Here is a 23,374-nt window from a genome sequence, read left to right as displayed (position 1 = left end):
TCAATCCTGGCCTTCTGTCAGCGTGTCAAGCTGGAATTTGCCGCTTTTGTGCCACAGCCAGGTGTCGGTGTACACCACCTTGCCCAGGCGCGTGGGCGCGGGAAACGGCGACGCCTGCCGCACGGTCCGCTCGATTTCGGCCATCACTTCAGGCGCGTGGCGCGGCGCGCGCAGCCAGTCCAGGCGGGTGACGCGGCCACTGCGGTCGATGTCCACATTCAGCACGCCGACGGCGTAGAGCTGGGGCGGCATTCTTCCCTTGTAGATGCGGTCGGCATTCAGGCCATACAGATGCGTCGCGCCGTCCTGCCGGTAAGCGCGCGGCGAAGCGGCCGATGAACTGCGCGCCGAGCCCTTGCCAACGGCGACAGGCCCTGTGATGCCCGAGGCGTCGGGCGCTGGCGGCGCTGCAAAAGGAAAGGGGCCGCTCTTGCAGGCGCTGATCACCGCCGCTGCGGCGGCAGTCAAAATTCTCAGCAGCCAGAAGCGGCGGGGCGGGGTATCAGGCATGGCGTGTCTCCTGTTGTTGATCGCGTTGGGGTCGATGGACGGTGTGGGGCAATGCACGCCCAAGGCCCGGGGTGGCATGTGTCATGCTGCGGTTGGCGATGGCTTGGTTCTTTTTCCGGCATCGTTTATTTTGACCACTATTGCCTTATTTACGCTATTTATTCCGTCTGCAAGTCCCTATGGTTTTTACCAGCGCCAGCCGCTTCACTTCGCATTTTCTTGACCGGCTGGCGCGCCAGCCCGCCGTGCTGGTGCAGGTCACATCGACCCAGGGCTCGGTCCCGCGCGAGGCCGGAGTCTGGATGGCTGTTTTTGACGATGCCGTGGTGGGTACGATTGGCGGCGGCCACCTTGAATACCAGGCGATTGCCAGGGCACGCGCCATGCTGGGCGCCAGGCCGGCATCGCAGCAGGCCGCGCAGCCGGCAAGCGACGGGCGTTTTGCGCTCGGCCCGGCGCTCGGCCAGTGCTGCGGCGGCGTGATGCACCTGCGCTTCGAGCGGGTCGGTGCAGGCGATGGCCCGGCGCTGGCCGTGCGGCTGGGGGGCGATCTGGCGCCGGTGGCGCTTTTCGGCGGCGGCCATGTGGGCCATGCGCTGGTGCAGGTTCTCGCGCCCCTGCCGTTTCGCATCACCTGGATCGACAGCCGCGAAGAAGTGTTTCCGGCCAGCGTGCCCGAGCGCGTGGTGTGCGAGCACTCCGAGCCGGTCCAGGGGGCCGTTGCCGGCCTGGCGCCGCAATCGCGCGTGCTCATCATGAGCTTCAGCCATGCCGAAGACCTGGAGGTGGTCGCTGCCTGCCTCAGGCGCCAGCGCGAGCAAGCCGATTTTCCTTATGTCGGCCTGATTGGCAGCAAGACCAAATGGGCCACGTTCCAGCGCCGCCTGGAGGCGCGCGGCTTCAGTCCTGCCGAACTGGCGCGCATCACCTGTCCCATCGGCATTGCGGGCATCACCGGCAAGGAGCCCGAGGTGATTGCCGTGGCGGTGGCAGCCCAGCTGTTGCAAACCCTCCGCCTGTCTTGAGCGCATGCCGCGACACCCGTCCACGTCGGTTGCCCAGCCCTGGAAACAGTAACATCTGTACGTAAAAGTACGCATAGATTCAACCGCTATTCATGGCCCAATTTTTCAGTTGCTGAACGCGCGGTTTTGGGCGTGTTGACTCTCAGGGAATGACAGCTTCCCCGAGCGGCATGAACCCCTGGGCAACGGTTGATGGCGATCATTTTTTAAAACAACAGAGACCGATTTAATGAAAAAAGCTTTTTCCTCCATGATGCGCACCCTGGCCGTTGGCGGCGTCATGGCTGCCGCACTGTCGGCGGGCGCTGCCCAGATTGTCGTGGGGCAGGTTGCACCCTTGAGCGGTATGGAGGCGCGCCAGGGGCGAGCTTATTCAATCGGTATCCGGCTGGCCCTGAACAAGGCCAACACGGCGGGCGGGGTGAATGGCAACACCTTCAGCCTGGTCAGCAAGGACGATGGCGGCCGGTCTGACGACACCCTGGCGGCCACCCGGCTGCTGCTGAGCGAGAGCCGCCCCCTGGTGCTGGCGGGTTATTTTGGCGACCGCAGCATGGCTGATCTGGCCGGCTCGGGCCTGCTTGGAAAAGAGAAAATCGCCCTGGTGGGTTACCGCGTCAATGAGATTCGGGACGAGGCGCCGCTGGTGTACAGCGTTCGCGCCACCTTGCGTGACGAAGTCAACAAGATCGTCGAGCATCTGGCCACCGTGGGCATCACGCGCCTGGGACTGTTTTATCCGGACGGACCCGGTGCCGCAGCGCTGATTGCGGCCATGGAAGACGTGGCGAAGAAGAAGAATGTCAAACTTCTGGTCAAGGGGTCTTATAAACCGGACTCGGCCAAGGTGGCCGGTACAGTCATCGATGCGTTTGTCGCGGCTGCGCCGCAGGCGATCATCATTGCATCCAGTGGCTCGGCTGCAGCGGACTTTATTGAAAAATACCGGATGAATGGAGGTGCGGCGCAGTTGTTCGCCCATTCCGGCGCGGACATCGAGCACATCTCCCAGCGCCTCGGCGAAGAGCACATGAAAGGCATGTCCATTGCACAGGTCACGCCGAATCCGTACAAGATTGCAGGGCCTCTGAGCAAGGAATTCATCGACACGGCGGCCAAAACGCCAGACCTGGGCATGCCTGTGAGCTACGCCATGATGGAAGGCTATATTGCCGGGTCGGTGATCGTGGAGGCGGCGCGGCGCATGGGCTCCAAGGTGTCGCGCGAGGGCTTCGTGGCTGCGCTTGACAGCATCGACAACCTGGACCTGGGCGGCTACAAGCTGGGCTTCAAGCCGGGCATGCGCTCAGGCTCGAAGTTTGTCGAACTGACCATCGTCACCGCCACGGGGCGCATCCGGCAATAAAACCGGCCATGGCCTTACCAGGCGCTTGCCAGGCCCTCGGCCCGTATGGAGGGCTGGTCAAAATGGCCGGCCAGAAAGTCCACAAAAGCCCTGACGCGGACTGAGGTCTGGTGCCGCTGCGGGTAAACCGCATGAATATCGGCCGGCGGCAGGTGGTGGTTTTCCAGCACCTGCAGCAGCCGGCCGCTGCGCAGGTATTTGGCAATGTCCCATTCGGCGCGCATCAAGATGCCGTGCCCGTCCAGCGCCCAGTTGACCGCAATTTCGCCATCGTTGGTGCTCAGGTTGCCGCGCACCTTGATGGTTTGCGTGCGCTTGCCCTGGGAAAGACGCCAGGTGCCGTAGGCTTCGCCGCCCTGGCGGATGCCGATGCAGTTGTGATGGGCCAGGTCGTTGGGCACCTTGGGCGTGCCGTGACTGGCCAGGTAGGCCGGCGTGGCGCACAGCAGCCGCCGGTTGGGCGCCAGGTAGCGAGCCAGAACCCGCGCATCAGGCAACTCGCCAAAGCGCACGCAAACATCGAAAGCGTCCTCGGCCAGCGGCGGCGGGTCCACCGACAGCTGCAGCTGGACCTGCACCTGCGCATGGAGCTTGATGAATTCGGAGATCAGCGGCGCGATGTGGCTGCGCCCGAAGCCCAGCGTGGCGTTGACGCGCAGCAGGCCCTTGGGCGCCGACGCCGCACCGGAGACCAGCTGTTCCATGTCGTCGATGTCGGCCAGGATGCGGCGCGCATGCGCCAGGTAAGTCTCGCCTTCGGGCGTGAGGCTGATGCGGCGCGTGGTCCGGTTCAACAGTTGCACGCGCAGGCGGGCTTCCATTTGCGCCAGGCGCTTGCTGACGGCTGGCGTGGTGATGCCCAGTTCGCGCGCCGTGGCCGAAAAGCTGCCGAGCCTGGCCAGCAGGCTGAAGAAAGCCATCTCGGACGGGGCGGAAGAAGGGATGGACATTGTTAATTCAAAGCAAACAATGGTATTACTTCGCAGGCTAAAAATGAATATATCAAGCGATAAAGTTCAGGCTCTTATCCGCTTTGATTTCACAGGAGACACCCATGAAGACCTACAAAATTGCCTGCATCCCGGGCGACGGCATTGGCAAGGAAGTGGTGCCTGCAGGCCAGACGGTGCTGGAAGCACTGGCTGCCAGCAGCAGCTTCACATTTGATTTCGAGAATTTCGGCTGGGGCGGCGACTGGTTCCGGGCGCACGGCGAGATGATGCCGCAAGACGGCCTGGACGCACTGCGCGACAAGGACGCGATTTTGTTCGGCTCGGCGGGCGACCCGCATATTCCTGACCACATCACGCTGTGGGGCCTGCGCCTGAAGATCTGCCAGGGGTTCGATCAGTACGCCAATGTGCGCCCGACCCGCATCCTGCCGGGCATCGACGGGCCGCTCAAGCGCTGCACGCCAGAGCAGCTGGACTGGGTCATCGTGCGCGAGAACTCGGAAGGCGAATACTCCGGCGTGGGCGGCCGTGTCCACCAGGGCCACCCGATCGAGGCGGCCACCGACCTGTCGATGATGACCCGCGCCGGCGTCGAGCGTATCATGCGCTTCGCCTTCAAGCTGGCGCAATCGCGTCCTCGCAAGCTGCTGACGGTCGTTACCAAGTCCAACGCCCAGCGCCACGCCATGGTGATGTGGGACGAAATCGCCGTGGAGATCGCCAAGGAATTCCCCGATGTGACCTGGGACAAGGAACTGGTCGATGCCGCCACCGCGCGCATGGTCAACCGCCCCGCGACCCTGGACACGCTGGTGGCGACCAACCTGCACGCCGACATCCTGAGCGACCTGGCCGCCGCGCTGGCCGGCAGCCTGGGCATTGCGCCCACCGGCAACATCGACCCCGAGCGCCGCTACCCGAGCATGTTCGAGCCGATCCATGGTTCGGCCTTCGACATCATGGGCAAGGGCCTGGCCAATCCGGTCGGCACCTTCTGGAGCTGCGTGATGCTGCTGGAGCACCTGGGCGAAGCGGCTGCTGCCAAGACCCTGATGGACGCCATCGAGCAGGTCACGGCCGACCCGTCCCTGCACACCGGCGACCTCGGTGGCAAGGCCACGACGGACCAGGTGACGCAAGCGGTGTGCGAACGCATCACCAGCGGCCTGGCGCAACGCAAGGCGGCCTGATCTGATCCCGCGCAGCTTCGCAGCCGCCCCTGGCCGCTGCGGGTGGGCGCCTGCCCGCCATTGACTCACGAGCCGCCATCAAGAGCTGCCGGGTCGCAACGCTTACTTGTACAACTCAGGAGACACTCATGCGCAAATCCATCCTTCCTTCTGCATTCCTGCCTTCCATCACCGCGCTGGTGCTGAGCGTGGCGGGAACCGGCGCCATGGCGCAAGCGGCTCCGGCCGGATCAGGACCGGCCTGGCCGAGCAAACCGATCAGCCTGATCGTGCCCTTCCCGGCCGGCGGGACGACGGATGTGCTGGCGCGCGCGCTGGGGCTGGAATTGTCCAAGGCGGTCGGACAGCCCGTGATCGTGGAGAACAAGCCCGGCGCCGGTGCCACGCTGGGCGCCGATTTCGTCGCCAAGGCCAGGCCCGACGGCCACACGCTGCTGATGGGCGCGGTGCACCACACCATCGCCACCAGCGTGTACAAAAAGCTGCCCTATGACTTCCAGAAGGATCTGGCGCCCGTCACCACCGTGGCGCTGGTGCCCAATGTGCTGGTGGTCAATCCGAACGTGCCGGCCAAGACGGTGAAGGAACTGCTGGCCTTGGCCAGGGCCGAGCCCGGCAAGCTGACCTACGGCTCCAACGGCAACGGCACCGGCCAGCACCTGATCGGCGCGCAGTTCGAGGGCATGGGCGGCGTGCAACTGCTGCATGTGCCCTACAAGGGCAGCGGCCCGCTGACCGTTGACCTGCTGGGCGGACAGATCACGATGTCGTTCGACACCATCACGCCCGTGCTGCCGCAAATCAAGTCCGGCAAGCTCAGGGCGCTGGCCGTGACCACCATCAAGCGCTCGCCGGCCTTGCCCGATGTGCCGACGCTCGATGAGGCTGGCCTCAAGGGGTTTGACCTCGGCACCTGGTTCGGCATCCTGGCGCCAGCCGCCACGCCCAAAGACGTGGTGAGCCGCCTGAACACCGAGATGGTGAAAATCATCAATTCGGCGGAGTTCCGCAAGAAGATGGCCGACATCGGCGCCGAGCCGATCGGCAACACGCCCGAGCAGATGGCGCGCCAGATCAAGGACGATACCGAGCGCTTCGCCAAGCTGGTGAAGGATGCCAAGGTCATTATTGAATGAGGTATTCAGCGGACGCGGGGCAGGCCGATCAACCCGCTTGCATCCGTCCCGTCTCAATGCCCGGCAGACCTGGAAAATACATTGATCACCGCCACGCCGGCAATGATCAGCCCCATGCCCAGCAGGCCGGGCAGGTCTATCGTCTGCTGGAACACCACGAAGCTGATGAGTGTGATCAGCACAATGCCCAGCCCGGACCATATCGCATAGGCAATGCCCGTCGGGACGGTTCTGAGCGTGATGGTCAGCAAATAAAAGGAAACCGCATAACAGGCCACGGCCAGCATCGAAGGCAGCAGGCGGGTGAAGCTGTCGCTGGCCTTGAGCGCCGTGGTGGCGATAACCTCGGCCACGATTGCAAAGCCCAGCGCCACATATGAATTCATGCTCCGTCCCCCTTGTTGATGCAGAAAAATCTCAGGCAAGCGCTGAGTTTCCGATGTAGTAGAAGCCGCATGTTACTTGGCAGTTACCACGGCACAATTAAAGGCTGGAGACCCATCATGCCCATGCCCATGCCCATGCCCACGACACATTCAATTCCCGACCCCCGCCTGCAGCCACGCCAGTTTCTCGACCATTTGTTCCAGGCGGCGGTTGAGCGCGCCCTGCCGCTGGCCAACACCGCCCGGTTTTTACCCCAGCCGCCCACGCCCGAGAGCGGCGGCCGCACCATCGTGATTGGCGCCGGCAAGGCCGGCGGCGCGATGGCGCAGGCGGTCGAAGCGCTCTGGCCGCTTGATGCGCCGCTCGAAGGCCTGGTCGTGACGCGCTACCACCATGTTCCGCCCCGGCCCGAGGGCTTGCCGCAGCGCATTGAAGTCGTTGAAGCCTCGCATCCGGTGCCCGACGAAGCCGGGCAGGCGGCGGCCGAGCGCATCCTGGCGATGGTCCAGGGCTTGAGTGAAAACGACCTGGTGCTGTGCCTGATCTCGGGTGGCGGCTCGTCGCTGCTGGCCTTGCCGGCCGAAGGCCTGAGCCTGGAGGAAAAGCAGGGCATCAACAAGGCCTTGCTGGCCAGCGGCGCCAACATTTCCGAGATGAACTGCGTGCGCAAGCACCTCTCGCGCATCAAGGGCGGCCGCCTGGCTGCCGCCTGCGCGCCGGCCCGCGTGGTCACGCTGACCATCAGCGACGTGCCGGGCGACGATCCGTCCATCATTGCCAGTGGCCCGACCGTGCCCGACGCCAGCAGCTGCGCCGACGCGGTGGCGATTCTGCAGCGCTATGGGATCGAGGTGCCGGGCGCCATCATGAGTCTGCTGGAGCAGGGCGCGCTGGAAACCCCCAAGCCCGGCGATGCGGTTTTTGATGGCCATGAAGTCCACATGATTGCCACGCCCCAGCAAAGCCTGGAGGCTGCCGCCGAAGCCGCCCGCGACGCCGGCTTGGCGGCCTACATCCTGAGCGACGAGATGGAAGGCGAATCGCGCGAAGTCGGCAAGGTGCATGCCGCGCTGGCACGCGCCGTGGCGCAGCATGGCCAGCCCTTCCAGAAGCCCTGCGTGATTTTGAGCGGCGGCGAAACGACGGTGACCATCCGCAAGCAGGCGCCCGGCACGCCACGCGGACGCGGCGGCCGCGCCGGCGAGTTCTGCATGGGGCTGGCGCTGGCGCTGCAGGGCCAGCCCGGCGTGTATGCGCTGGCGGCCGATACCGACGGCATTGACGGCATTGAAGACAATGCGGGCGCCTGCGTGACCCCGGACACGCTCCAGCGGGCAGTGGCCGCCGGCATGAAGCTGGACCAGTACCTGGACCGCAACGATGCCTACGGCTACTTTGAACGTCTCGATGACCTGGTCATCAGCGGGCCGACCTACACCAATGTCAACGATTTCAGGGCGATCCTGATCCTGTAGCGCCGCTGCCTTGGCCGGCTGGCAGGCTCACAGCGGCTGATGGCGCCAGGTCTTTGGCATCCTGGCTCTTTTGGTAGCCGTACCACAGGCTCTGGGCAATGCGTGCTGCCAAGTCGTTGGCCTGTTCGGCCAGCGCCGCATTTGGCAGCGCCCGGGTCGTTTCCCTGAACAGCCGCAGCCAGCGCTGGAACAGCTCGATGCTCAGCCCCGGCAGGGCGGCATGTTTGGGCATCGGCGAACCCCGGAACCGGGCCGTTCCGCGCAGCGCCGACGACCAGAAATCCACCATGATGGGCAGGTGCGCATCCCAGTTCCGGACATGCCGGTCAAAGATCGGCCCCAGCACCTCGTCCCGGCGCACGTTGTCGTAAAAGCCATGCACCAGCTGAACAATTTCGCCTTCGGTGCACAGGTCGGCGGATGGCATGGTGAATTCCTTGACGAGTTCGGATGTGGGCTTGGGATGAATCAGGGCTTGCGCCACACGCTGGCCAGCCAGGGCTGCTGGGCCAGCGGCAGGCCGGCAGGGCGGTAGTAGTGCGTCAGTTCGGAAAACCCAGCGGCTAGCAGGTAATTGCGCCAACTCGGCCAGTCATGAAAGACGCCGTAGCGCTCGCCGTTCCAGCCCTCCTGGCCGTCGCCCCGTGGGTTGGAGCTGAACAGGACGCCGCCCGGTTTCAGCGTGGCATGCAGCTGCCCGAGGACGCGCGGCAGGGCCAGGCTGGGAACGTGGAACAGCGCGGCGTTGGCGAACACGCCGTCGAAGTGCGCGTCGGGCAGATCGAGTTCCAGGAAATTTTGCTCCAGCACCGTGCAGCCGCTGTAGTCGCGCGCCATCGCCGCCAGCCGCGCCGAGCCTTCCAGTCCGGTGGGGTGGTGGCCGATTTCCTTGAAGGTCTTCAAGTCCCGTCCGGGGCCGCAGCCGAAGTCGAGCAGTTCAAACGGCGGCGTCGCCTCGATGTGTTGCAGCAGCGCGGCGATGTTCTGGCTCACGTCATGGCCGCGCGTGCCTTGCCAGAATTCTTCGGCATGGTGTTCGTAATGCGCCAGCGTCTGGGCGGCGATCTGGTCGAGGGGGGTGGAGGGCATGCTATTCGATTTGGGGGGTGGGAGTCAGTTTGAGCCGACAGTATTCAGCGAAGCGCACCAAAACCGTCGTTTCGCCGCTTTTAATCCGTGAGTTCGTCACAAAAGTGACGCATCAAGAAAAACAGCCAAGGAAGCTGGCTGGCTTGAAGAATGCTGACGTTTAAAGGCGCATGGCCGTTGGGCCAATCGACGATGCTTGCAAGGTCGGCGATGGTGTAGCTGGTTCCAGGAGCGTCGGCAAGTCCTGGAGCAACGCAAGCGCGAATCAGGGAAGTGCAGAGTTCCGTCAAGCACAAGGGGCCGCCAAGATAATCCCACCAGTCCTTGCCAATCCTGATCGTGGCGGTCGCGGATGCAGTGCCCAGCATGAATGAACAGTCCCAGCGCTGCTCGGGAGCGGTCACGACGCTGGCAGCAGGCAACTTCTGCGCAATGTTGCGCAAGATATGCCAGTCCTTTTTGTTCGACTGCTTTCTGGTTCCGTAAAGCACGCCGTAGGTGAAGTCGAGCTGAGTTGCCGCGTCATTGGCAAGCCACGCTGGCCCATGGCCGAGGACAGTGTCTGCCAAGTTCTCGCTCATTCCGTCATTCAGGCAACGGGGGCCACTCTTCAATGTGACTGCTCTGAGAATTGGAAGCTCAAGCTTCTTGCCGTCCAGAGCCGAATTGACGGTATGCATTCCACTCGGGACTGACTGCCATCCATACACCGGCAGCGCCACGTCTTCAATCATGCGACCCGCCGATGTTTCCATTGACGAAAACAGCTTGGCGGGAAGGATGTCGCTTTCGATTTCGCTCAGTTTCGTGTAGTGCTTTGCATGTGCATAAACCATCAAGACAAACGGGCTTGTATAAAACTTCTCAAGCCGGGCGTTTGCAAGTGGCAGAGCCGTCACATGGTTTCCAATGCGCAACCGAAAACCGTTCTCTAATTGCAGCACGCGCTGGCGTGCAGCCGGGTCGTTATCCACCGCAACCAGGTTGGCAAGGATTTGTGCCTTGGAAAACGTCGTCGCTGAAACATTCGTCGGGATGTGAGGGTTTCGGCTGGCCATTAATGTTCCTGACTGGCGGGCGCATGCCTTAGCGTGCTGACCTTGTTCTTTGTCCTGGAGTCGGCATAGCGGGAGTTTTCGCCCTCATCGTCTTCCTCGCCCCAAATGATGGTCTTGCCATCTTTGAACCATTTTCGGGTTCTCACATGAGACTGAAGGTAAACCAGGCGAAATCCTTCCCTTGCGGTCTCATAGGGTCGCCACTGTCTGGCCTTTAGCTGATCCAGCGTGGCCGCAACGACACCGCCTGCGACGCTGCCCAGACGGGTCGGTACGGCGTTCCCGATCTGGGTGTACTGCTCAGCCAGAGTCCCCCTGAAACGCCAGTCGTCCGGAAATTCTTGAATTCGGGCGTACTCGCGTACTGACAAGGCACGCGTCTCGGTCGGGTGGCACAACGCAGTGCTGGAATGGTTGGGCAGCGTGATCAGTGTCGGGCTGGGGAGTTCGCTGGTCAGCCGGCGCCACCAGCCCGAGCGGCCGCCTTTGGCGAACCACGCCTTACCCATGGATTCGCGTTGCATATCCTCTGGCAGACTGCGCCAGTTGGCGCCGGGCGGCACAAACGCCAGGAAAGTTTTTTTACGCTCACTGAAGTCCAGTACCTCTGGCGCCGTTTCCTCCAGTCCCGCGAGAGCGTCGCCTAAAGTTTTCCAGGGGAATTTAGGCGCCTCGTCGTCGAGAAGCGATGCCTGCACGAGAACCTCGCGAGTGGTCGCCTTGACAGGGTTTTGGTGGGTTGGCTGAGGGAAATCGACTTGGGCGTTAAAGCGGTTCCCGATGAACAAAACACGCTCACGAATCTGCGGTGCGCCATAGTTGACGGCGTTCACCTCAAAAACGTCCATGTGATAGCTGACATTGGCGAGTGCTTGCAAATCACGCGAGAAGAGTTGAACCACGGAGCCGGGCATCTCTTCGGGCAAGAGCGGACTTGAACCCCGCTCGCTGATAGGGCGGTGCTTCAGCGCGGCAGAAATCAGGCCCCGGACATTTTCCATGACGAAGACTTTGGGCCGCATGGCATCCACGAAGCGAAGAAACTGCCAAAGCAGTGTGCCTCTGGGGTCTTGGATCGTCCCCCGCCTGCCCGCAGTACTGAATGACTGACAGGGTGGTCCGCCCACCAGAACGTCCAGCTCACCCGGCTTTAAGCCCAGAGAGCGCATCACCTCTTGCGGGTCAATGTCGGTAATGTCGCCTTCAATAACCAATGGCTGGCCCCCCAGCCGACCCGCCGCGATGTTATGCCGAATCGTCTCGCAAAATGCTGGAACCTTTTCAATGGCTGCCAATAACTCAAACCGCCCGGTTTGATGCATGCCGATGTCCAGTCCCATGCCGCCGGAGAACAGCGAGATTGTCTTGTATTTCATGATTTTTGATTCGGGTAGTTCGGTTCAGGCAATGCGTTTGTCCCCGGTAGGGCGTAGCGGTGAATGCAGCACAAAGCATTCATGGATGACGTGACGTTGCCCGGCCAATTAGACATCAAGAAATAAGCGCACACCCGTTCAACGCTGATCCTGCACCGACTGCCCGTGAGTTGCCAAGTCACGCATGTCTGTGCGTTCATCGAAGATGAAGCTGCCCCACCCTCACAAACCCCCAAGCGCCCGCAGCACATTCTCCGCCGTAGCCGGCGCCTCCAGCCGCACCCGCTCCCCCGGCCGCGCCGACGCCACCGCATCGCGCAGCGCCTCGTACACGCTGATCGCCAGCATCAGTGGCGGCTCGCCGACGGCTTTGCTGCCGAACACGTTGTCTTCGCGGTTCGGCTCGGGCCACAGGTCGATTTTGAAATGCTCGGGTATGTCGCCCGTGGTCGGGATTTTGTAGGTGCTGGGGGCATGCGTGCTGAGCAGCCCCTGGTCGTTCCAGACCAGCTGCTCGGCGGTCAGCCAGCCCATGCCCTGCACGAAGCCGCCTTCGATCTGGCCAATGTCAATCGCCGGGTTGATGCTGTGGCCCACGTCGTGGAGGATATCGACCTTCAGCACGCGGCTCTCGCCGGTCAGGGTGTCGATGGCCACTTCGGTGCAGGCCGCGCCGTAGGCAAAGTAATAAAACGGCCGGCCGGTCAGCGTGTTCTTGTCGTAATGGATCTTGGGCGTGCGGTAAAAACCGTCGCTCCAGAGCTGGATGCGGTTGGCATACGCGAGCTTGACGACTTCGGTGAACGGCCGCGTGCCTGTGGGCGTGATGACCTGGCCGCTCCTGAACGACACCGCGCCCGCGCCGCAGCCGTCCAGCCCGGCCACGAACTGCGCCAGGTTGTCGCGCACGGTGCGCGCGGCGTACTGCGCGGCCCGGGCGTTGAGGTCGGTGCCGGCCGACGCGGCGGTGGCCGAGGCGTTGGGAATCTTGCCGGTGTCGCTGGCGGTCATCATCACCTGCTCGAAGGCAATGCCGAGTTCATCGGCGACGATCTGCGCCACCTTGGTGTTCAGGCCCTGGCCCATTTCGGTGCCGCCGTGGTTGACCTGGCACGAGCCGTCGGTGTACACATGCACCAAGGCGCCGGCCTGGTTGAACAGCGTGGCGGTGAAGGAAATGCCGAATTTCACCGGCGTGATGGCGATGCCGCGCTTGATCACCGGGCTGCCGGCATTCCATGCCGAAATAGCCTGTTTGCGCTTTGAGTATCTCGAAGTTTGCTCCAGTTTTAATAGCAGAGGCTCCAGGATGTTGTCCTCGACCTTCATCTGGTAGTGCGTCACGTCGCGCTCGCCGATGCCGTACAGGTTGCGCCTGCGCACATCGAGCGGGTCCAGGCCGAGCTGGCGCGCGATGTCGCCCATGATGGTCTCGATCACGATCATGCCCTGCGGCCCGCCGAAGCCGCGAAAGGCGGTGTTGCTCTGGGTGTTGGTCTTGCAGCGGTAGGACGCGATTTCGACATCCTGCAGAAAATAGGCGTTGTCGGCGTGGAACACCGCGCGGTCGGCGACCGGGCCGGACAGGTCGGCGCTGAAGCCGCAGTTCACCGCCATCATGAGCTTCAGGCCGGTGATGCGGCCGCTGTCGTCAAAGCCCGCCGTGTACTCGTAAGCAAACGGGTGGCGCTTGCCGGTGACCAGGAAATCGTCGTCTCGGTCCAGCCGCAGCTTGACCGGCTTGTTGAGCTTGCGCGCGGCGATGGCGGCCCAGACCGCCATGTGGCCGGCCTGCGTTTCCTTGCCGCCAAAGCCGCCGCCCATGCGCCGGCATTCGACGCGCACCGCGTGGTTGGCGATGCTAAGTGCATGCGCCACCCAGTGCTGGATTTCGCCCGGATGCTGGGTGCTCGAATACACCAGCCACTGGTTTTGCTCCTGCGGCAGGACGTAGGCGACCTGGCCTTCGAGGTAGAAATGCTCCTGGCCGCCGACTTCGAGCGTGCCGTGCAGCGTGTGCGCCGCCGTTTTGAGCGCAGCCTCGGCATCGCCGCGTTTGACGAAGACCGGCGGCAGCACATAGCTTTGCGCCTTCAGCGCGTCATGCACGTTCAGGATCGCGGGCAGGGCGTCGATCTGGCATTTGACCTGCCGCGCCGCGCGCCGCGCCTGCATCACCGAGTCGGCAACCACCACGCCGATGACCTGGCCGATGTGCTCTACCCGGTCCAGCGCAAAAACCGGCTCGTCGTGCGCGAAGTTGCCCAGCAGCGGGTCGCCGGGGATGTCGTGTACCAGGATCACATCGCGCACACCGGGCATGGCCAGCGCGGCCCGGCTGTCCACGCTCAGCAGCCGGCCGTGCGCGACGGTGGACAGAATCGGCGCGGCATACAGCGTGCCCTTGACCTCGGGAATGTCGTCCACGTAGGTCGCGGCGCCCAGAACCTGGGCGCGCGCGCTTTCGTGAAAGCGCGACGTTCCGGCCGCCTGCGCCGCCGGGGGCGGGCTGACGGCGGCTGGCTGCGGGCCGGCCAGCAGGTCGGCATGTGCGTTGGCCGCGTTCACGTCGGGGTCGGCGACTTCATCGCGGCTCACGGAAAAGTTCTTGTCCAGGGTCATGGCGCTTCCTCCAGAACGAACGAGGCCAGGTTGATCTGCTGCATTCCCTGGCTCTCCAGCCAGTAGCGCTCAAGCAGGTTGCCCAGCACTTCGGTGCGGTAGGCGCTGGATGCGCGCATGTCGGAGATCGGCGAGAACTCGGCGCGCAGCACGGTCATGGCCTGCCGCACGGTGTCCAGCGTCCACGGCTCGCCGGTCAGCGCCGCTTCGGTCTGGACTGCGCGCACCGGCGTTGCCGCCACGCCGCCCGCGCCGATGGACGCACGGGCCACGACGCCTTGCTCGATGTGCAGGTTGATGGCCAGGCAGACGGCGGAAATGTCGTCGTCGTAGCGTTTCGAGATCTTGTAAACCTTCAGCGTCTCCTCTGGCGTGGCTTTGGGTACCTTGATAAAGGCCAGCATTTCATCGGCCGCCATCACGGTTTGCCGGTAGCCGGTGTAGAGCTGCTCGAGCGGCATCTCGCGCTGGCCGTGCTCGCTCATCAGCACGATCCGGGCATGCAGCGCGATCAGCAGCGGCATCGAGTCGCCAATCGGCGAGCCGTTGGCGATGTTGCCGCCCAGCGTGCCGGAGTTGCGCACCGGCAGGCCGGCAAAGCGGCTGGCGAAATTGTGCAGTTGCGGCCGGTCCTTGACCAGTGCGGCAAAGGCATCGGCCAGCGTCACCGCCGCGCCAATCAACAGGTGGTCGGGCTGGTCTTCAATGTGGCGCAGCTCCTCCACTTGGGTGAGATCGAGGATTTCGCCGAACTGGCGGTGCTGCTTGGTCACCCACAAGCCCACATCGGTGCAGCCGGCCACGAGCTGCGCTGTCGGGTGGGCGGCGCGGTCTTTGAGCAGATCGGCCAGCGTGTACGGCAATTTATAAGCCGAATCGACCTCTTGCGCATATCCAGCTTGCCCGAGTAGCTCTAGTTTTGATAGCAATGTGTCGTGGTCAAGCGCCACCGGCGGCAGGCTGCCCATGATTTGCGCGGCGTCCAGAATCGGCCGGTAGCCGGTGCAGCGGCACAGGTTGCCCGAGAGTTCCTCTTGCGCCAGCGCCCGCGTGATGGGCTGGGACGTGGCATTCAACGCCGCCGGGCCGAGCGCAGGTGCGTCTTCCCCACCAGCAGGGGCCGCGGAACCGGCTTCGCCGGGCCGCAGGCGCAGCGCCCCCCCGGGGGGCAGCGAAGCACACGCAGTGGCGAGCGTGGGGGCAATATGGCTTTGGTACATGCCGAACAGGCTCATGACGAAGCCGGGCGTGCAAAAACCGCATTGCGAGGCGTGGCACTGCACCATGGCTTGCTGCGCCGGATGCAGGGTGCCGTCCTGCGCGGCAATGTCCTCGACCGTCCACAGCGCCATGCCGTCAATCGAATGCGCCAGCCGGATGCAGCTGTTGATGGCGCGAAAACGCAGGGCGCCGTCCTCGATCTGGCCGAGCACGACGGTGCAGGCGCCGCAGTCGCCTTCGCCGCAGCCTTCCTTGGTGCCGGTGCAGCCGAGGTCTTCGCGCAGCAGCTCCAAAACGGTGCGCCCGGGTGGTACATTGCCCAGATTCACCACTTCGCCCCTGCGGATGAAGCGGAGAGTCCTGGCGGCGGGCTGAACAACAATGGGGTGGGTGGTCATGGGAATCAGGTTAAAACAATCGGGCTCTGAACTGCCTGCAGCGCTTCATATTACCGCCTGGGCAGGCAGGTATCAACGATCTGGCGCGCTGGAATGAGCCGCCATTCGGCATGGCATCAAGCTTGCTGCAGGCCTGCATGCAAAGCAAGGAAAATGCCGCGCTGCCGCCTGACGGGGCCGGCGACTGATATGCTCTTAAAAAGATAGCTGCTAGCGCCCGTGCCGTCTGCGCAAAGAGGCAAAAATCCTTAAGAAAACAAAAATTCAGGATATTCCAGAACCCATGACTGCTCCACCGACCCCCACCGAACGCCGCGCTGCCGCGCCGCCCCGGCTGCAGCTTTTCGGCATCAGCAAAAGCTACCCCGGCGTGGTCGCCAACAGCGACATTGCGCTCGCCGTGCTGCCCGGCCAGATTCACGCCGTGCTGGGTGAAAACGGCGCCGGCAAATCGACCCTGATGAAAATCATCTACGGCTCGGTCAAGCCCGACGCGGGCAGCGTGTCCATCGACGGCCAGCCGGTGGTGGTGCGCAATCCGCAGGAGGCGAGGGCGCTGGGCATCAGCATGGTGTTCCAGCATTTCAGCCTGTTCGACACGCTGACCGTGGCCGAAAACGTCTGGCTCGGGCTGGGAAAGCACCTGAGCCTGGCCGAAGTGTCCCAGCGCATCACCGAGACCACAAAGGCCTACGGCCTGCAGCTAGACCCGACGCGGCCGGTGCACACCTTGAGCGTCGGCGAGCGCCAGCGCGTCGAGATCGTTCGCGCGCTGCTGACCAATCCGAAGCTGCTGATCCTGGACGAGCCGACATCGGTGCTGACGCCGCAGGCGGTTGAAAACCTGTTCGTCACGCTGCGCACGCTGAGCCAGCAGGGCTGCAGCATTCTGTACATCAGCCACAAGCTGCACGAAATCCGTGCGCTGTGCACCGCCTGCACCGTCTTGCGCGGCGGCAAGGTGTCGGGCCAGTGCGATCCGCGCGAGGAATCGAATGCCTCGCTCAGCCGCCTGATGATAGGCGCCGAGCCGCCCGCGCTGGAGCGCCGCGTGTTGAAGACCGGCGATGTCGTGCTCGATGTGAAGCAGCTCGACCTGGCGAAAGAGGAGCAGTTCGGCGTCGATTTGAACCAGGTGGCGCTGCAGGTGCGCGCCGGCGAGGTGGTCGGCATTGCCGGCGTCTCGGGCAACGGCCAGAAGGAGTTGCTGTATGCGCTGTCGGGCGAGGACACGCGCGCGGCCGCCGGGGCGATCACCGTCAAGGGCCAGGGCGTCGGCAAGATGAGCCCGGCGCGGCGGCGGCGGCTGGGCCTGCATTTCGTTCCCGAGGAACGGCTGGGGCGCGGCGCGGTGCCCCTGCTGCCGCTGGCGCGCAACCTGCTGCTCACGCGCAAGGACGCGGTGGGCGCGGGCGGCTGGGTCAGTACAGCCAGGCTGCAGGCGCAGGCCCGGCTGATCATCGAGCGCTACAAGGTCAAGTGCGGCGGACCGCAGGCGGTCGCCAAGTCGCTGTCGGGCGGCAACCTGCAAAAATTTATCATGGGCCGCGAGATCGATGCCAAGCCGGCGCTGCTCATCGTCTCGCAGCCGACCTGGGGCGTCGATGTGGGCGCTTCCAGCCAGATTCGCGGCGAGCTGCTCAAGCTGGCGGGTGCCGGCGGCGCGGTGCTGGTGGTCAGCGAAGAACTCGACGAACTGTTTGAAATCTGCGACCGGCTGTATGTCATGGCCAAGGGCCAACTCTCGCCGTCGCTGCCGCGCGCTGAAGCCACGGTCGAAAAAGTCGGGTTATGGATGAGCGGCTTGTGGACGCCTGCCGCAGCCCAAGGGAGCGCGGCATGAAGCTTGAAATGCGGCCGCAGCCGTCGTCGTTCTGGAGCTATGCCTCGCCGATTCTGGCGCTGCTGATCACCGTGGCCATCGGCATCGGCCTCTTCATGGCGCTGGGCAAGGATCCGGTCAAGGGCCTGCAGGTGTTTTTCTGGGAGCCGGTCAAGTCGCCGTATGCGCTGGGCGAGTTGCTGGTCAAGGCCACGCCGCTGCTGATCATCGCGCTCGGCCTGGCGGTGTGCTTTCGCTCGAATGTCTGGAACATCGGCGCCGAAGGGCAGTTCGTAATGGGCGCGCTGGCGGCCGGCGGCATCGCGCTGCTGGCCGACAAGACCACCGGGCCGTGGATCATCCCGGCCATTTTGGCGGCGGGCGTGCTGGGCGGCATGGCCTGGGCGGGCATCACCGCCTTCCTGCGCGACCGCTTCAACGCAAATGAAATCCTGGTTAGCCTGATGCTGGTCTATGTGGCCGAGCTGATCCTCAACTACATGGTGTTCGGCCCCTGGAAAGACCCTGCGGGCTACAACTTTCCGCAGACCAAGACCTTCGAGGCCGTGACGCAGATTCCCCGGCTGATGCAGGGCTCGCGCGTGACGATTGGCATCTTGCTGGCGCTGGTCGGCGTGGCGGCGCTGTGGCTCTACCTGTACCGCACCTATGCCGGTTTTGCGCAGGAGGTCAGCGGCCAGGCGCCGGCGGCCGCGCGCTACGCCGGTTTTTCGTCGCGCCGCGCGCTGTGGGTGGCGCTCTTGATTTCGGGCGGCGCGGCCGGGCTGGCCGGTGCGCTGGAGGTGGCCGGGCCGATTGGCCAGCTCACGCCCTATGTGCCGGCGGGCTACGGCTTTGCCGCCATCATCGTGGCTTTTGTCGGGCGGCTGCATCCGGTCGGCGTGGTGTTTTCCGCCATTTTGATGAGCATGTTCTACATCGGCGGCGAGTTGGCGCAGTCGCGTCTGGGCCTGCCCAAGTCGATCACCGGCGTGTTCCAGGGCCTGCTGCTGTTCAACCTGCTGGCCTGCGACACATTGATTGCCTACCGCCTGCGCTTCTTCAAACCGCTTCCCGTTTCCGCCCAAGGAGGCCGCTGATGGATTCCACCGCCTTGCTGCTGGCCGCCACGCTGAGCGCCGGCACCGTGCTGGCGATTGCCTCGCTGGGCCTCCTGATCAATGAAAAAGCCGGCATCGTCAATCTGGGCGCCGAGGGCATGATGCTGTGCGCGGCCATCGCCGGCTTTGCCACCGTGATTCACACCGGCAACACCTGGCTGGGCTTTGCCGCTGGCATGGCGGCCGGCGCCTTCCTGGCGGCCATCTTTGGCGGGCTGGTGATCTGGCTCAATACCAACCAGTACGCCACCGGGCTGGCGCTGACGCTGTTCGGCACCGGCTTTTCGGCGTTTTCCGGCATCCGCTATGTGCAGGAAAAGCTGCCCGAACAAATGCAGTACCCGATTCCATATCTGGCCGACATTCCGTTTGTCGGCCCGGCGCTGTTCCGCCAGCATCCGATGGTCTATGTGGCCATGGCGCTGACGGGCGGGCTGATCTGGTTTTTGTACCGTACCCGCGCCGGGCTGGTGCTGCGCTCGGTCGGTGAAAGCCCCGAGTCGGCGCATGCGCTGGGCTACCCGGTGCGGCGCATCCGCCTGGCCGCCGTGATGGCCGGCGGCGCGCTGTGCGGTCTGGCGGGCGCCTATGTGTCGCTGGTCTATACGCCGCTGTGGGTCGAGGGCATGATTGCTGGCAAGGGCTGGATCGCGCTGGCCCTGACGACGTTTGCCACCTGGCGGCCGGCCCGGGTTCTGCTGGGCGCCTATCTGTTTGGCGGCGTGACCATGCTGCAGTTTCACCTGCAGGGGCTGGGCGTGAATGTGCCGAGCCAGCTTTTGTCCATGCTGCCCTACCTGGCGACCATCGTGGTGTTGGTGCTGATTTCGCGCAATCCGCTGTGGATTCGCGTCAACATGCCGAGTTCCATCGGCAAGCCGTTTTACCCCGGCGCCTGATTGTCCAGCCGCATAATGACTGGCTGTTTCCAGGCGCCACGGCCTCTATTTTTTTGACCCTTGATTGAAAGCGACATGACATGACAGACCTGCAAAAACGCTCCCTGCTCAAGCTGGCGGCCCTCTCGGCGGTGGCTGCGGCGGCCCTGATGGGTTGCGGCAAGAAAGAGGAGGCCGCGCCAGCGCCTGCGCCCGCACCGGCCGCCGCCGCTCCGGCCAAGGCCGAACCTTTGAAAGTCGCTTTTGCCTATGTCGGCCCGGTCGGCGACGGCGGCTGGACCTACGCGCATGACAACGGCCGCAAGGCGGTCGAAAAAGAGTTCGGCGACAAGATCGTCACCAGCTTTGTCGAAAAAGTCCCCGAGTCGGCCGATGCCGAGCGCGTGATCCGCGACATGGCCGGGCAGGGCAACAAGCTGATCTTCGGCACCACCTTCGGCTACATGGAGCCCATGCTCAAGGTCGCCAATGACTTGAAAGATGTCAAGTTCGAGCATGCCACCGGCTACAAGACCGCCGCCAACATGCGCACCTACGACAGCCGCACCTACGAAGGCGCCTACATGGCCGGCGTGGTGGCGGGCAAGATGAGCAAGACGGGCACGCTGGGCGTGGTCGGCTCGGTGCCGATTCCCGAGGTGGTTCGCAACATCAACAGCTTCACGCTCGGCGCGCAGTCGGTCAACCCGGCGATCAAGACCAAGGTGGTCTGGGTCAACGAGTGGTTCAATCCGCCGAAAGAAACCGAAGCCGCCACCGCGCTGATCAACGGCGGCGCCGACGTGCTGTTCCAGAACACCGACTCGTCGGCCGTGCTGCAGACCGCCGAGAAAATGGGCAAGCGCGCCTTCGGCTGGGATTCGGACATGACCGCCTACGGCCCCAAGGCCCATCTGGCCTCGGCCGTCATCAACTGGGGTCCGTATTACGTCAAGGCCGTGGGTGACGCGCTGCAAGGCAAGTGGGCCGGCGGCACCTCGGCCTGGTGGGGCGTGAAGGAAGGCGCGATTGACCTGGTTTCCATCGCCGCCGATGTGCCCGACGACACCAAGAAGCGCATCGACGAAGTCAAGGCCGGCCTGAAGGATGGCAGCTTTTCGATCTGGAAAGGCCCGATCATGGACAACACCGGCAAGGAGTTGCTGGCCAAGGATGTGGTCGCCGACGACAAGTTCCTGGGCGGCCTGAAGACCTACGTCAAGGGCGTCGAAGGCAAGGTTCCGGGTAACTGAAGATAATGACGCGATGCTCCGTGCCCTGTGGCCGGAGCGCTCGCATTGTCAGTTTTCAAGCTGCCTTCGGGCGGCTTTTTCTTTTTTCAGGATATTGAAATGAAGCTTGTCAAACCCGTTGCCGCCGACCGCCTGCCCGCGCTGCTCAGGCTCATGCCCAAGGCCGAGCTGCACATCCACATTGAAGGCTCGCTGGAGCCCGAACTGATCTTTGCGCTGGCCCGGCGCAACGGCGTGGCGCTTCCCTATGCCAGCGTGGACGCGCTGCGCAGCGCTTATGCCTTCACCAACCTGCAGAGCTTCCTGGACATCTACTACGCGGGCGCCAGCGTGTTGCTGACGGAGCAGGATTTCTACGACATGGCGCACGCCTACCTGCTGAAAGCGGCAGAAGACAACGTGATCCACACCGAACTGTTTTTCGACCCGCAGACGCATACCGCCCGGGGCGTAGCCATGCAAACCGTCATCAACGGCCTGCACCGCGCCTGCGTCGATGCGAAGGCCGAACTGGGCGTGAGCGCCTCGCTGATCCTGTGCTTTTTGCGCCACCTGAGCGAAGAGGCGGCCTTTGAAACGCTGGAGCAGGCGCTGCCTTTTCAGGACAAGTTCATCGGCATCGGGCTCGATTCCGGCGAGGTCGGCAATCCGCCCGAAAAGTTCGCCCGCGTGTTTGCGCGCTGCCGCGAACTGGGTTTCCACCTGGTCGCGCATGCTGGCGAGGAAGGGCCGCCGGCCTATGTCTGGACCGCGCTGGATGTGCTCAAGGTCGAGCGCATCGACCACGGCGTTCAGTCCAGCCGTGACGCCTTGCTGATGCAGCGGCTGGCCAGGGACCGCATCGCGCTGACCGTGTGCCCGCTGTCCAACCTCAAGCTCTGCGTGTTCCCCGACCTGGCCAGCCACAACCTGCGCCAGCTGTTAGAGGCCGGGCTGGCGGCCACCGTCAACTCGGATGACCCGGCTTACTTTGGCGGCTACATGAACGAGAACTTCACCCAGACCTTTGCCGCCGGCCCGTTCAATGCCGAACACGCCTACCGGCTGGCGCGCAACAGTTTCGAGGCCAGCTTCATCGATGACGCGGCCAAGGCGCGCCATATCGGCCGGCTTGACGAGACCTTCGCGACGTTTCAATAGACGCTGGCATAGAAAAGAAAAATACCTTCATGGCGCTGACCGAAAAACAGGCAACCCGACCCACCGCATCCACCCCATCGGGCGCCTGGCCCATCGCGCTGGCCGGGCTGGTGGCGCTGGCCGTGGCCATGGGCATCGGCCGGTTTGCCTTCACGCCCATCCTGCCCATGATGCTCAGCGACGGCGTGGTCGATCTGCCGGGCGCCAGCTGGCTGGCCAGCGCCAATTACCTGGGCTACATGCTGGGTGCCATCTTCTGCACGCTGCAGCCGTGGATCTGGGCGCGTCTGCGCTGGCTGCCTTCGCTGGCCTATGCATCGCTGGTGCGCGCCGGGCTGCTGGCCACCGGCGCGCTGACGCTGGCCATGGCGTGGCAGTTGCCGGCCGCCTGGCCGGTGCTGCGCCTTGCCGCCGGCATCACCAGCGCGGTGGTGTTTGTCTATACCTCGGGCTGGTGCCTGTCGCGCCTGTCGCGGCTGGGCGTGCCGGCCATGGGCGGCGTCATTTACGCCGGTCCCGGCGCGGGCATTGTCGTCAGCGGCCTGCTGGCCAGCGGCATGGTGTCCCTGCACTGGACGGCGGCCACCGGCTGGCTGATTTTTGGCGTGCTGGCGTTCGGGCTGTCGGCCACGGTCTGGCAGGTTCTTGGCGGCGGAAATGAACGCCTGGTCCCGCTTGCCCTGTCTGCGCCAGGGGCGCCCGGCCTGGAGCCGGTGCGCCACGGCATGGCTGAAGTCACGGTTTTCGCCTTGGCCTATGGCCTGGCCGGCTTCGGCTACATCATCAGCGCCACCTTTTTGCCGGTGATTGCCCGCGCCGCGCTGCCCGGTTCGGCGTGGCTGGACCTGTTCTGGCCGCTTTTCGGCCTGGGCGTCACCCTGGGTGCGCTGCTGGCCACCCGCCTGCCGCCCGGAAAAGACTTCCGTGGCCTGCTGGCGGGCTGTTATGTCCTGCAGGCGGCCGGCATCGCGGCCAGCCTCTGGAGCCCCAGCCTGGCAGGCTTTGCCATCGGCAGCCTGCTGCTGGGCCTGCCGTTCACTGCCATCACCTTTTTTGCGATGCAGGAGGCGCGGCGCCTGCGTCCGGCCACCGCCGCCAGCTTCATGGGGCTGTTGTCCGCGACCTATGGCGTGGGGCAGATTCTCGGCCCGCCGCTGGTGGCGCTGCTGCTCAGGCATACCGCGACCACCGGCGAAGGATTCACCCTGTCGCTGGAAATCGCGGCCAGCACCTTGCTGGCCGGTGCGGTGCTGTTCGGCTGGATGGTCAGGGCCTACCCGGCGCTGCGCAGAGGCGAAGCGTCCGCACGGGTTTGAGTGGAGGGCGGGTCGAGCATGCGTCCCCGCTTCGGGCT

20 protein-coding genes are annotated in these 23,374 nt (G+C 64.2%); 11 read left to right on the top strand and 9 right to left on the bottom strand.

Annotated features, from left to right (window positions below; genetic code table 11):
* Positions 1–510 carry a hypothetical protein gene (locus tag ABLV49_RS15800; protein ID WP_349277890.1) on the bottom strand — a complete coding sequence of 170 codons (510 nt, stop codon included), beginning with the start codon at positions 508–510 and terminating at the stop codon, positions 1–3.
* 179 nt (positions 511–689) lie between these two features.
* On the opposite strand from ABLV49_RS15800, the gene xdhC reads away from it, so the two are divergent.
* Together xdhC and ABLV49_RS15790 are read left to right on the top strand one after the other, a co-directional pair.
* Entirely contained in the window at positions 690–1,535 is an 846-nt protein-coding gene (gene xdhC, locus ABLV49_RS15795; protein ID WP_349277888.1) for a xanthine dehydrogenase accessory protein XdhC, read from the top strand.
* A 229-nt stretch (positions 1,536–1,764) separates the two neighbouring features.
* The gene (locus ABLV49_RS15790; protein WP_349277886.1) at positions 1,765–2,901 is read left to right on the top strand and encodes an ABC transporter substrate-binding protein; all 1,137 of its coding nucleotides are present in this window, start codon (positions 1,765–1,767) and stop codon (positions 2,899–2,901) included.
* 14 nt (positions 2,902–2,915) lie between these two features.
* On the opposite strand, the gene ABLV49_RS15785 is transcribed toward ABLV49_RS15790, so the two are convergent.
* Positions 2,916–3,851: a LysR family transcriptional regulator gene (locus tag ABLV49_RS15785; protein WP_349277884.1), complete on the bottom strand. Its 936-nt coding sequence runs from the start codon at positions 3,849–3,851 to the stop codon at positions 2,916–2,918.
* A 104-nt stretch (positions 3,852–3,955) separates the two neighbouring features.
* Between ABLV49_RS15785 and ABLV49_RS15780 the strand changes: the two genes are divergently transcribed.
* Together ABLV49_RS15780 and ABLV49_RS15775 are read left to right on the top strand one after the other, a co-directional pair.
* Positions 3,956–5,044 (top strand): tartrate dehydrogenase, encoded by a 1,089-nt coding sequence (locus ABLV49_RS15780; RefSeq protein WP_349277882.1) that lies wholly within the window; start codon positions 3,956–3,958, stop codon positions 5,042–5,044.
* Between the two features lie 206 nt (positions 5,045–5,250).
* Positions 5,251–6,180 carry a tripartite tricarboxylate transporter substrate binding protein gene (locus tag ABLV49_RS15775; RefSeq protein ID WP_349281746.1) on the top strand — a complete coding sequence of 310 codons (930 nt, stop codon included), beginning with the start codon at positions 5,251–5,253 and terminating at the stop codon, positions 6,178–6,180.
* A 53-nt stretch (positions 6,181–6,233) separates the two neighbouring features.
* Here ABLV49_RS15775 and ABLV49_RS15770 read toward each other — a convergent pair whose 3' ends face one another.
* Entirely contained in the window at positions 6,234–6,566 is a 333-nt protein-coding gene (locus ABLV49_RS15770) for an SMR family transporter (RefSeq protein WP_349277880.1), read from the bottom strand.
* A 117-nt stretch (positions 6,567–6,683) separates the two neighbouring features.
* Between ABLV49_RS15770 and ABLV49_RS15765 the strand changes: the two genes are divergently transcribed.
* Entirely contained in the window at positions 6,684–8,042 is a 1,359-nt protein-coding gene (locus ABLV49_RS15765) for a glycerate kinase type-2 family protein (RefSeq protein WP_349277879.1), read from the top strand.
* Here ABLV49_RS15765 and ABLV49_RS15760 read toward each other — a convergent pair.
* The 6 genes from ABLV49_RS15760 to ABLV49_RS15735 form a co-directional block, all read right to left on the bottom strand.
* A complete protein-coding gene (locus ABLV49_RS15760) occupies positions 8,020–8,469 on the bottom strand; it encodes a group III truncated hemoglobin (RefSeq protein WP_349277877.1) in 450 nt (149 codons plus the stop codon). The two genes, ABLV49_RS15765 and ABLV49_RS15760, sit on opposite strands and share 23 nt — an antisense overlap.
* A 41-nt stretch (positions 8,470–8,510) precedes the next feature.
* Complete coding sequence (locus ABLV49_RS15755; RefSeq protein WP_349277875.1) at positions 8,511–9,131, bottom strand: class I SAM-dependent methyltransferase; 621 nt, start codon at positions 9,129–9,131, stop codon at positions 8,511–8,513.
* An 80-nt stretch (positions 9,132–9,211) separates the two neighbouring features.
* Positions 9,212–10,189, bottom strand: coding sequence for a PmeII family type II restriction endonuclease (locus ABLV49_RS15750; protein WP_349277873.1), 978 nt, complete (start codon positions 10,187–10,189; stop codon positions 9,212–9,214).
* Positions 10,189–11,565 (bottom strand): DNA cytosine methyltransferase, encoded by a 1,377-nt coding sequence (locus ABLV49_RS15745; RefSeq protein WP_349277871.1) that lies wholly within the window; start codon positions 11,563–11,565, stop codon positions 10,189–10,191. The genes ABLV49_RS15750 and ABLV49_RS15745 overlap by 1 nt, the downstream gene beginning before the upstream one ends.
* Before the next feature lie 222 nt (positions 11,566–11,787).
* Entirely contained in the window at positions 11,788–14,187 is a 2,400-nt protein-coding gene (xdhB, locus tag ABLV49_RS15740; protein WP_349277869.1) for a xanthine dehydrogenase molybdopterin binding subunit, read from the bottom strand.
* Positions 14,184–15,806: a xanthine dehydrogenase small subunit gene (locus tag ABLV49_RS15735; protein WP_349277867.1), complete on the bottom strand. Its 1,623-nt coding sequence runs from the start codon at positions 15,804–15,806 to the stop codon at positions 14,184–14,186. Before ABLV49_RS15735 ends, xdhB begins: the two co-directional genes overlap by 4 nt.
* Positions 15,807–16,089: 283 nt before the next feature.
* Between ABLV49_RS15735 and ABLV49_RS15730 the strand changes: the two genes are divergently transcribed.
* From ABLV49_RS15730 to ABLV49_RS15705, 6 genes are all read left to right on the top strand, one after another.
* Positions 16,090–17,649 carry an ABC transporter ATP-binding protein gene (locus ABLV49_RS15730; RefSeq protein ID WP_349277865.1) on the top strand — a complete coding sequence of 520 codons (1,560 nt, stop codon included), beginning with the start codon at positions 16,090–16,092 and terminating at the stop codon, positions 17,647–17,649.
* Entirely contained in the window at positions 17,646–18,728 is a 1,083-nt protein-coding gene (locus ABLV49_RS15725; protein WP_349277863.1) for an ABC transporter permease, read from the top strand. The genes ABLV49_RS15730 and ABLV49_RS15725 overlap by 4 nt, the downstream gene beginning before the upstream one ends.
* Positions 18,728–19,648 carry an ABC transporter permease gene (locus ABLV49_RS15720; RefSeq protein ID WP_349277861.1) on the top strand — a complete coding sequence of 307 codons (921 nt, stop codon included), beginning with the start codon at positions 18,728–18,730 and terminating at the stop codon, positions 19,646–19,648. Before ABLV49_RS15725 ends, ABLV49_RS15720 begins: the two co-directional genes overlap by 1 nt.
* An 80-nt stretch (positions 19,649–19,728) precedes the next feature.
* Positions 19,729–20,880 (top strand): BMP family ABC transporter substrate-binding protein, encoded by a 1,152-nt coding sequence (locus tag ABLV49_RS15715; protein WP_349277859.1) that lies wholly within the window; start codon positions 19,729–19,731, stop codon positions 20,878–20,880.
* 99 nt (positions 20,881–20,979) lie between these two features.
* Positions 20,980–22,020 carry an adenosine deaminase gene (locus ABLV49_RS15710; RefSeq protein WP_349277857.1) on the top strand — a complete coding sequence of 347 codons (1,041 nt, stop codon included), beginning with the start codon at positions 20,980–20,982 and terminating at the stop codon, positions 22,018–22,020.
* A 29-nt stretch (positions 22,021–22,049) separates the two neighbouring features.
* The gene (locus ABLV49_RS15705) at positions 22,050–23,336 is read left to right on the top strand and encodes a YbfB/YjiJ family MFS transporter (protein WP_349277855.1); all 1,287 of its coding nucleotides are present in this window, start codon (positions 22,050–22,052) and stop codon (positions 23,334–23,336) included.
* The last annotated feature ends 38 nt before the right edge of the window (positions 23,337–23,374 follow it).

Origin of the sequence: Polaromonas hydrogenivorans (assembly GCF_040105105.1) — a bacterium.
Lineage (GTDB): Bacteria > Pseudomonadota > Gammaproteobacteria > Burkholderiales > Burkholderiaceae_C > Polaromonas > Polaromonas hydrogenivorans.
Note: the sequence above shows the minus strand (reverse complement) of the source record. Positions and strands in the feature narration are given on the sequence as shown.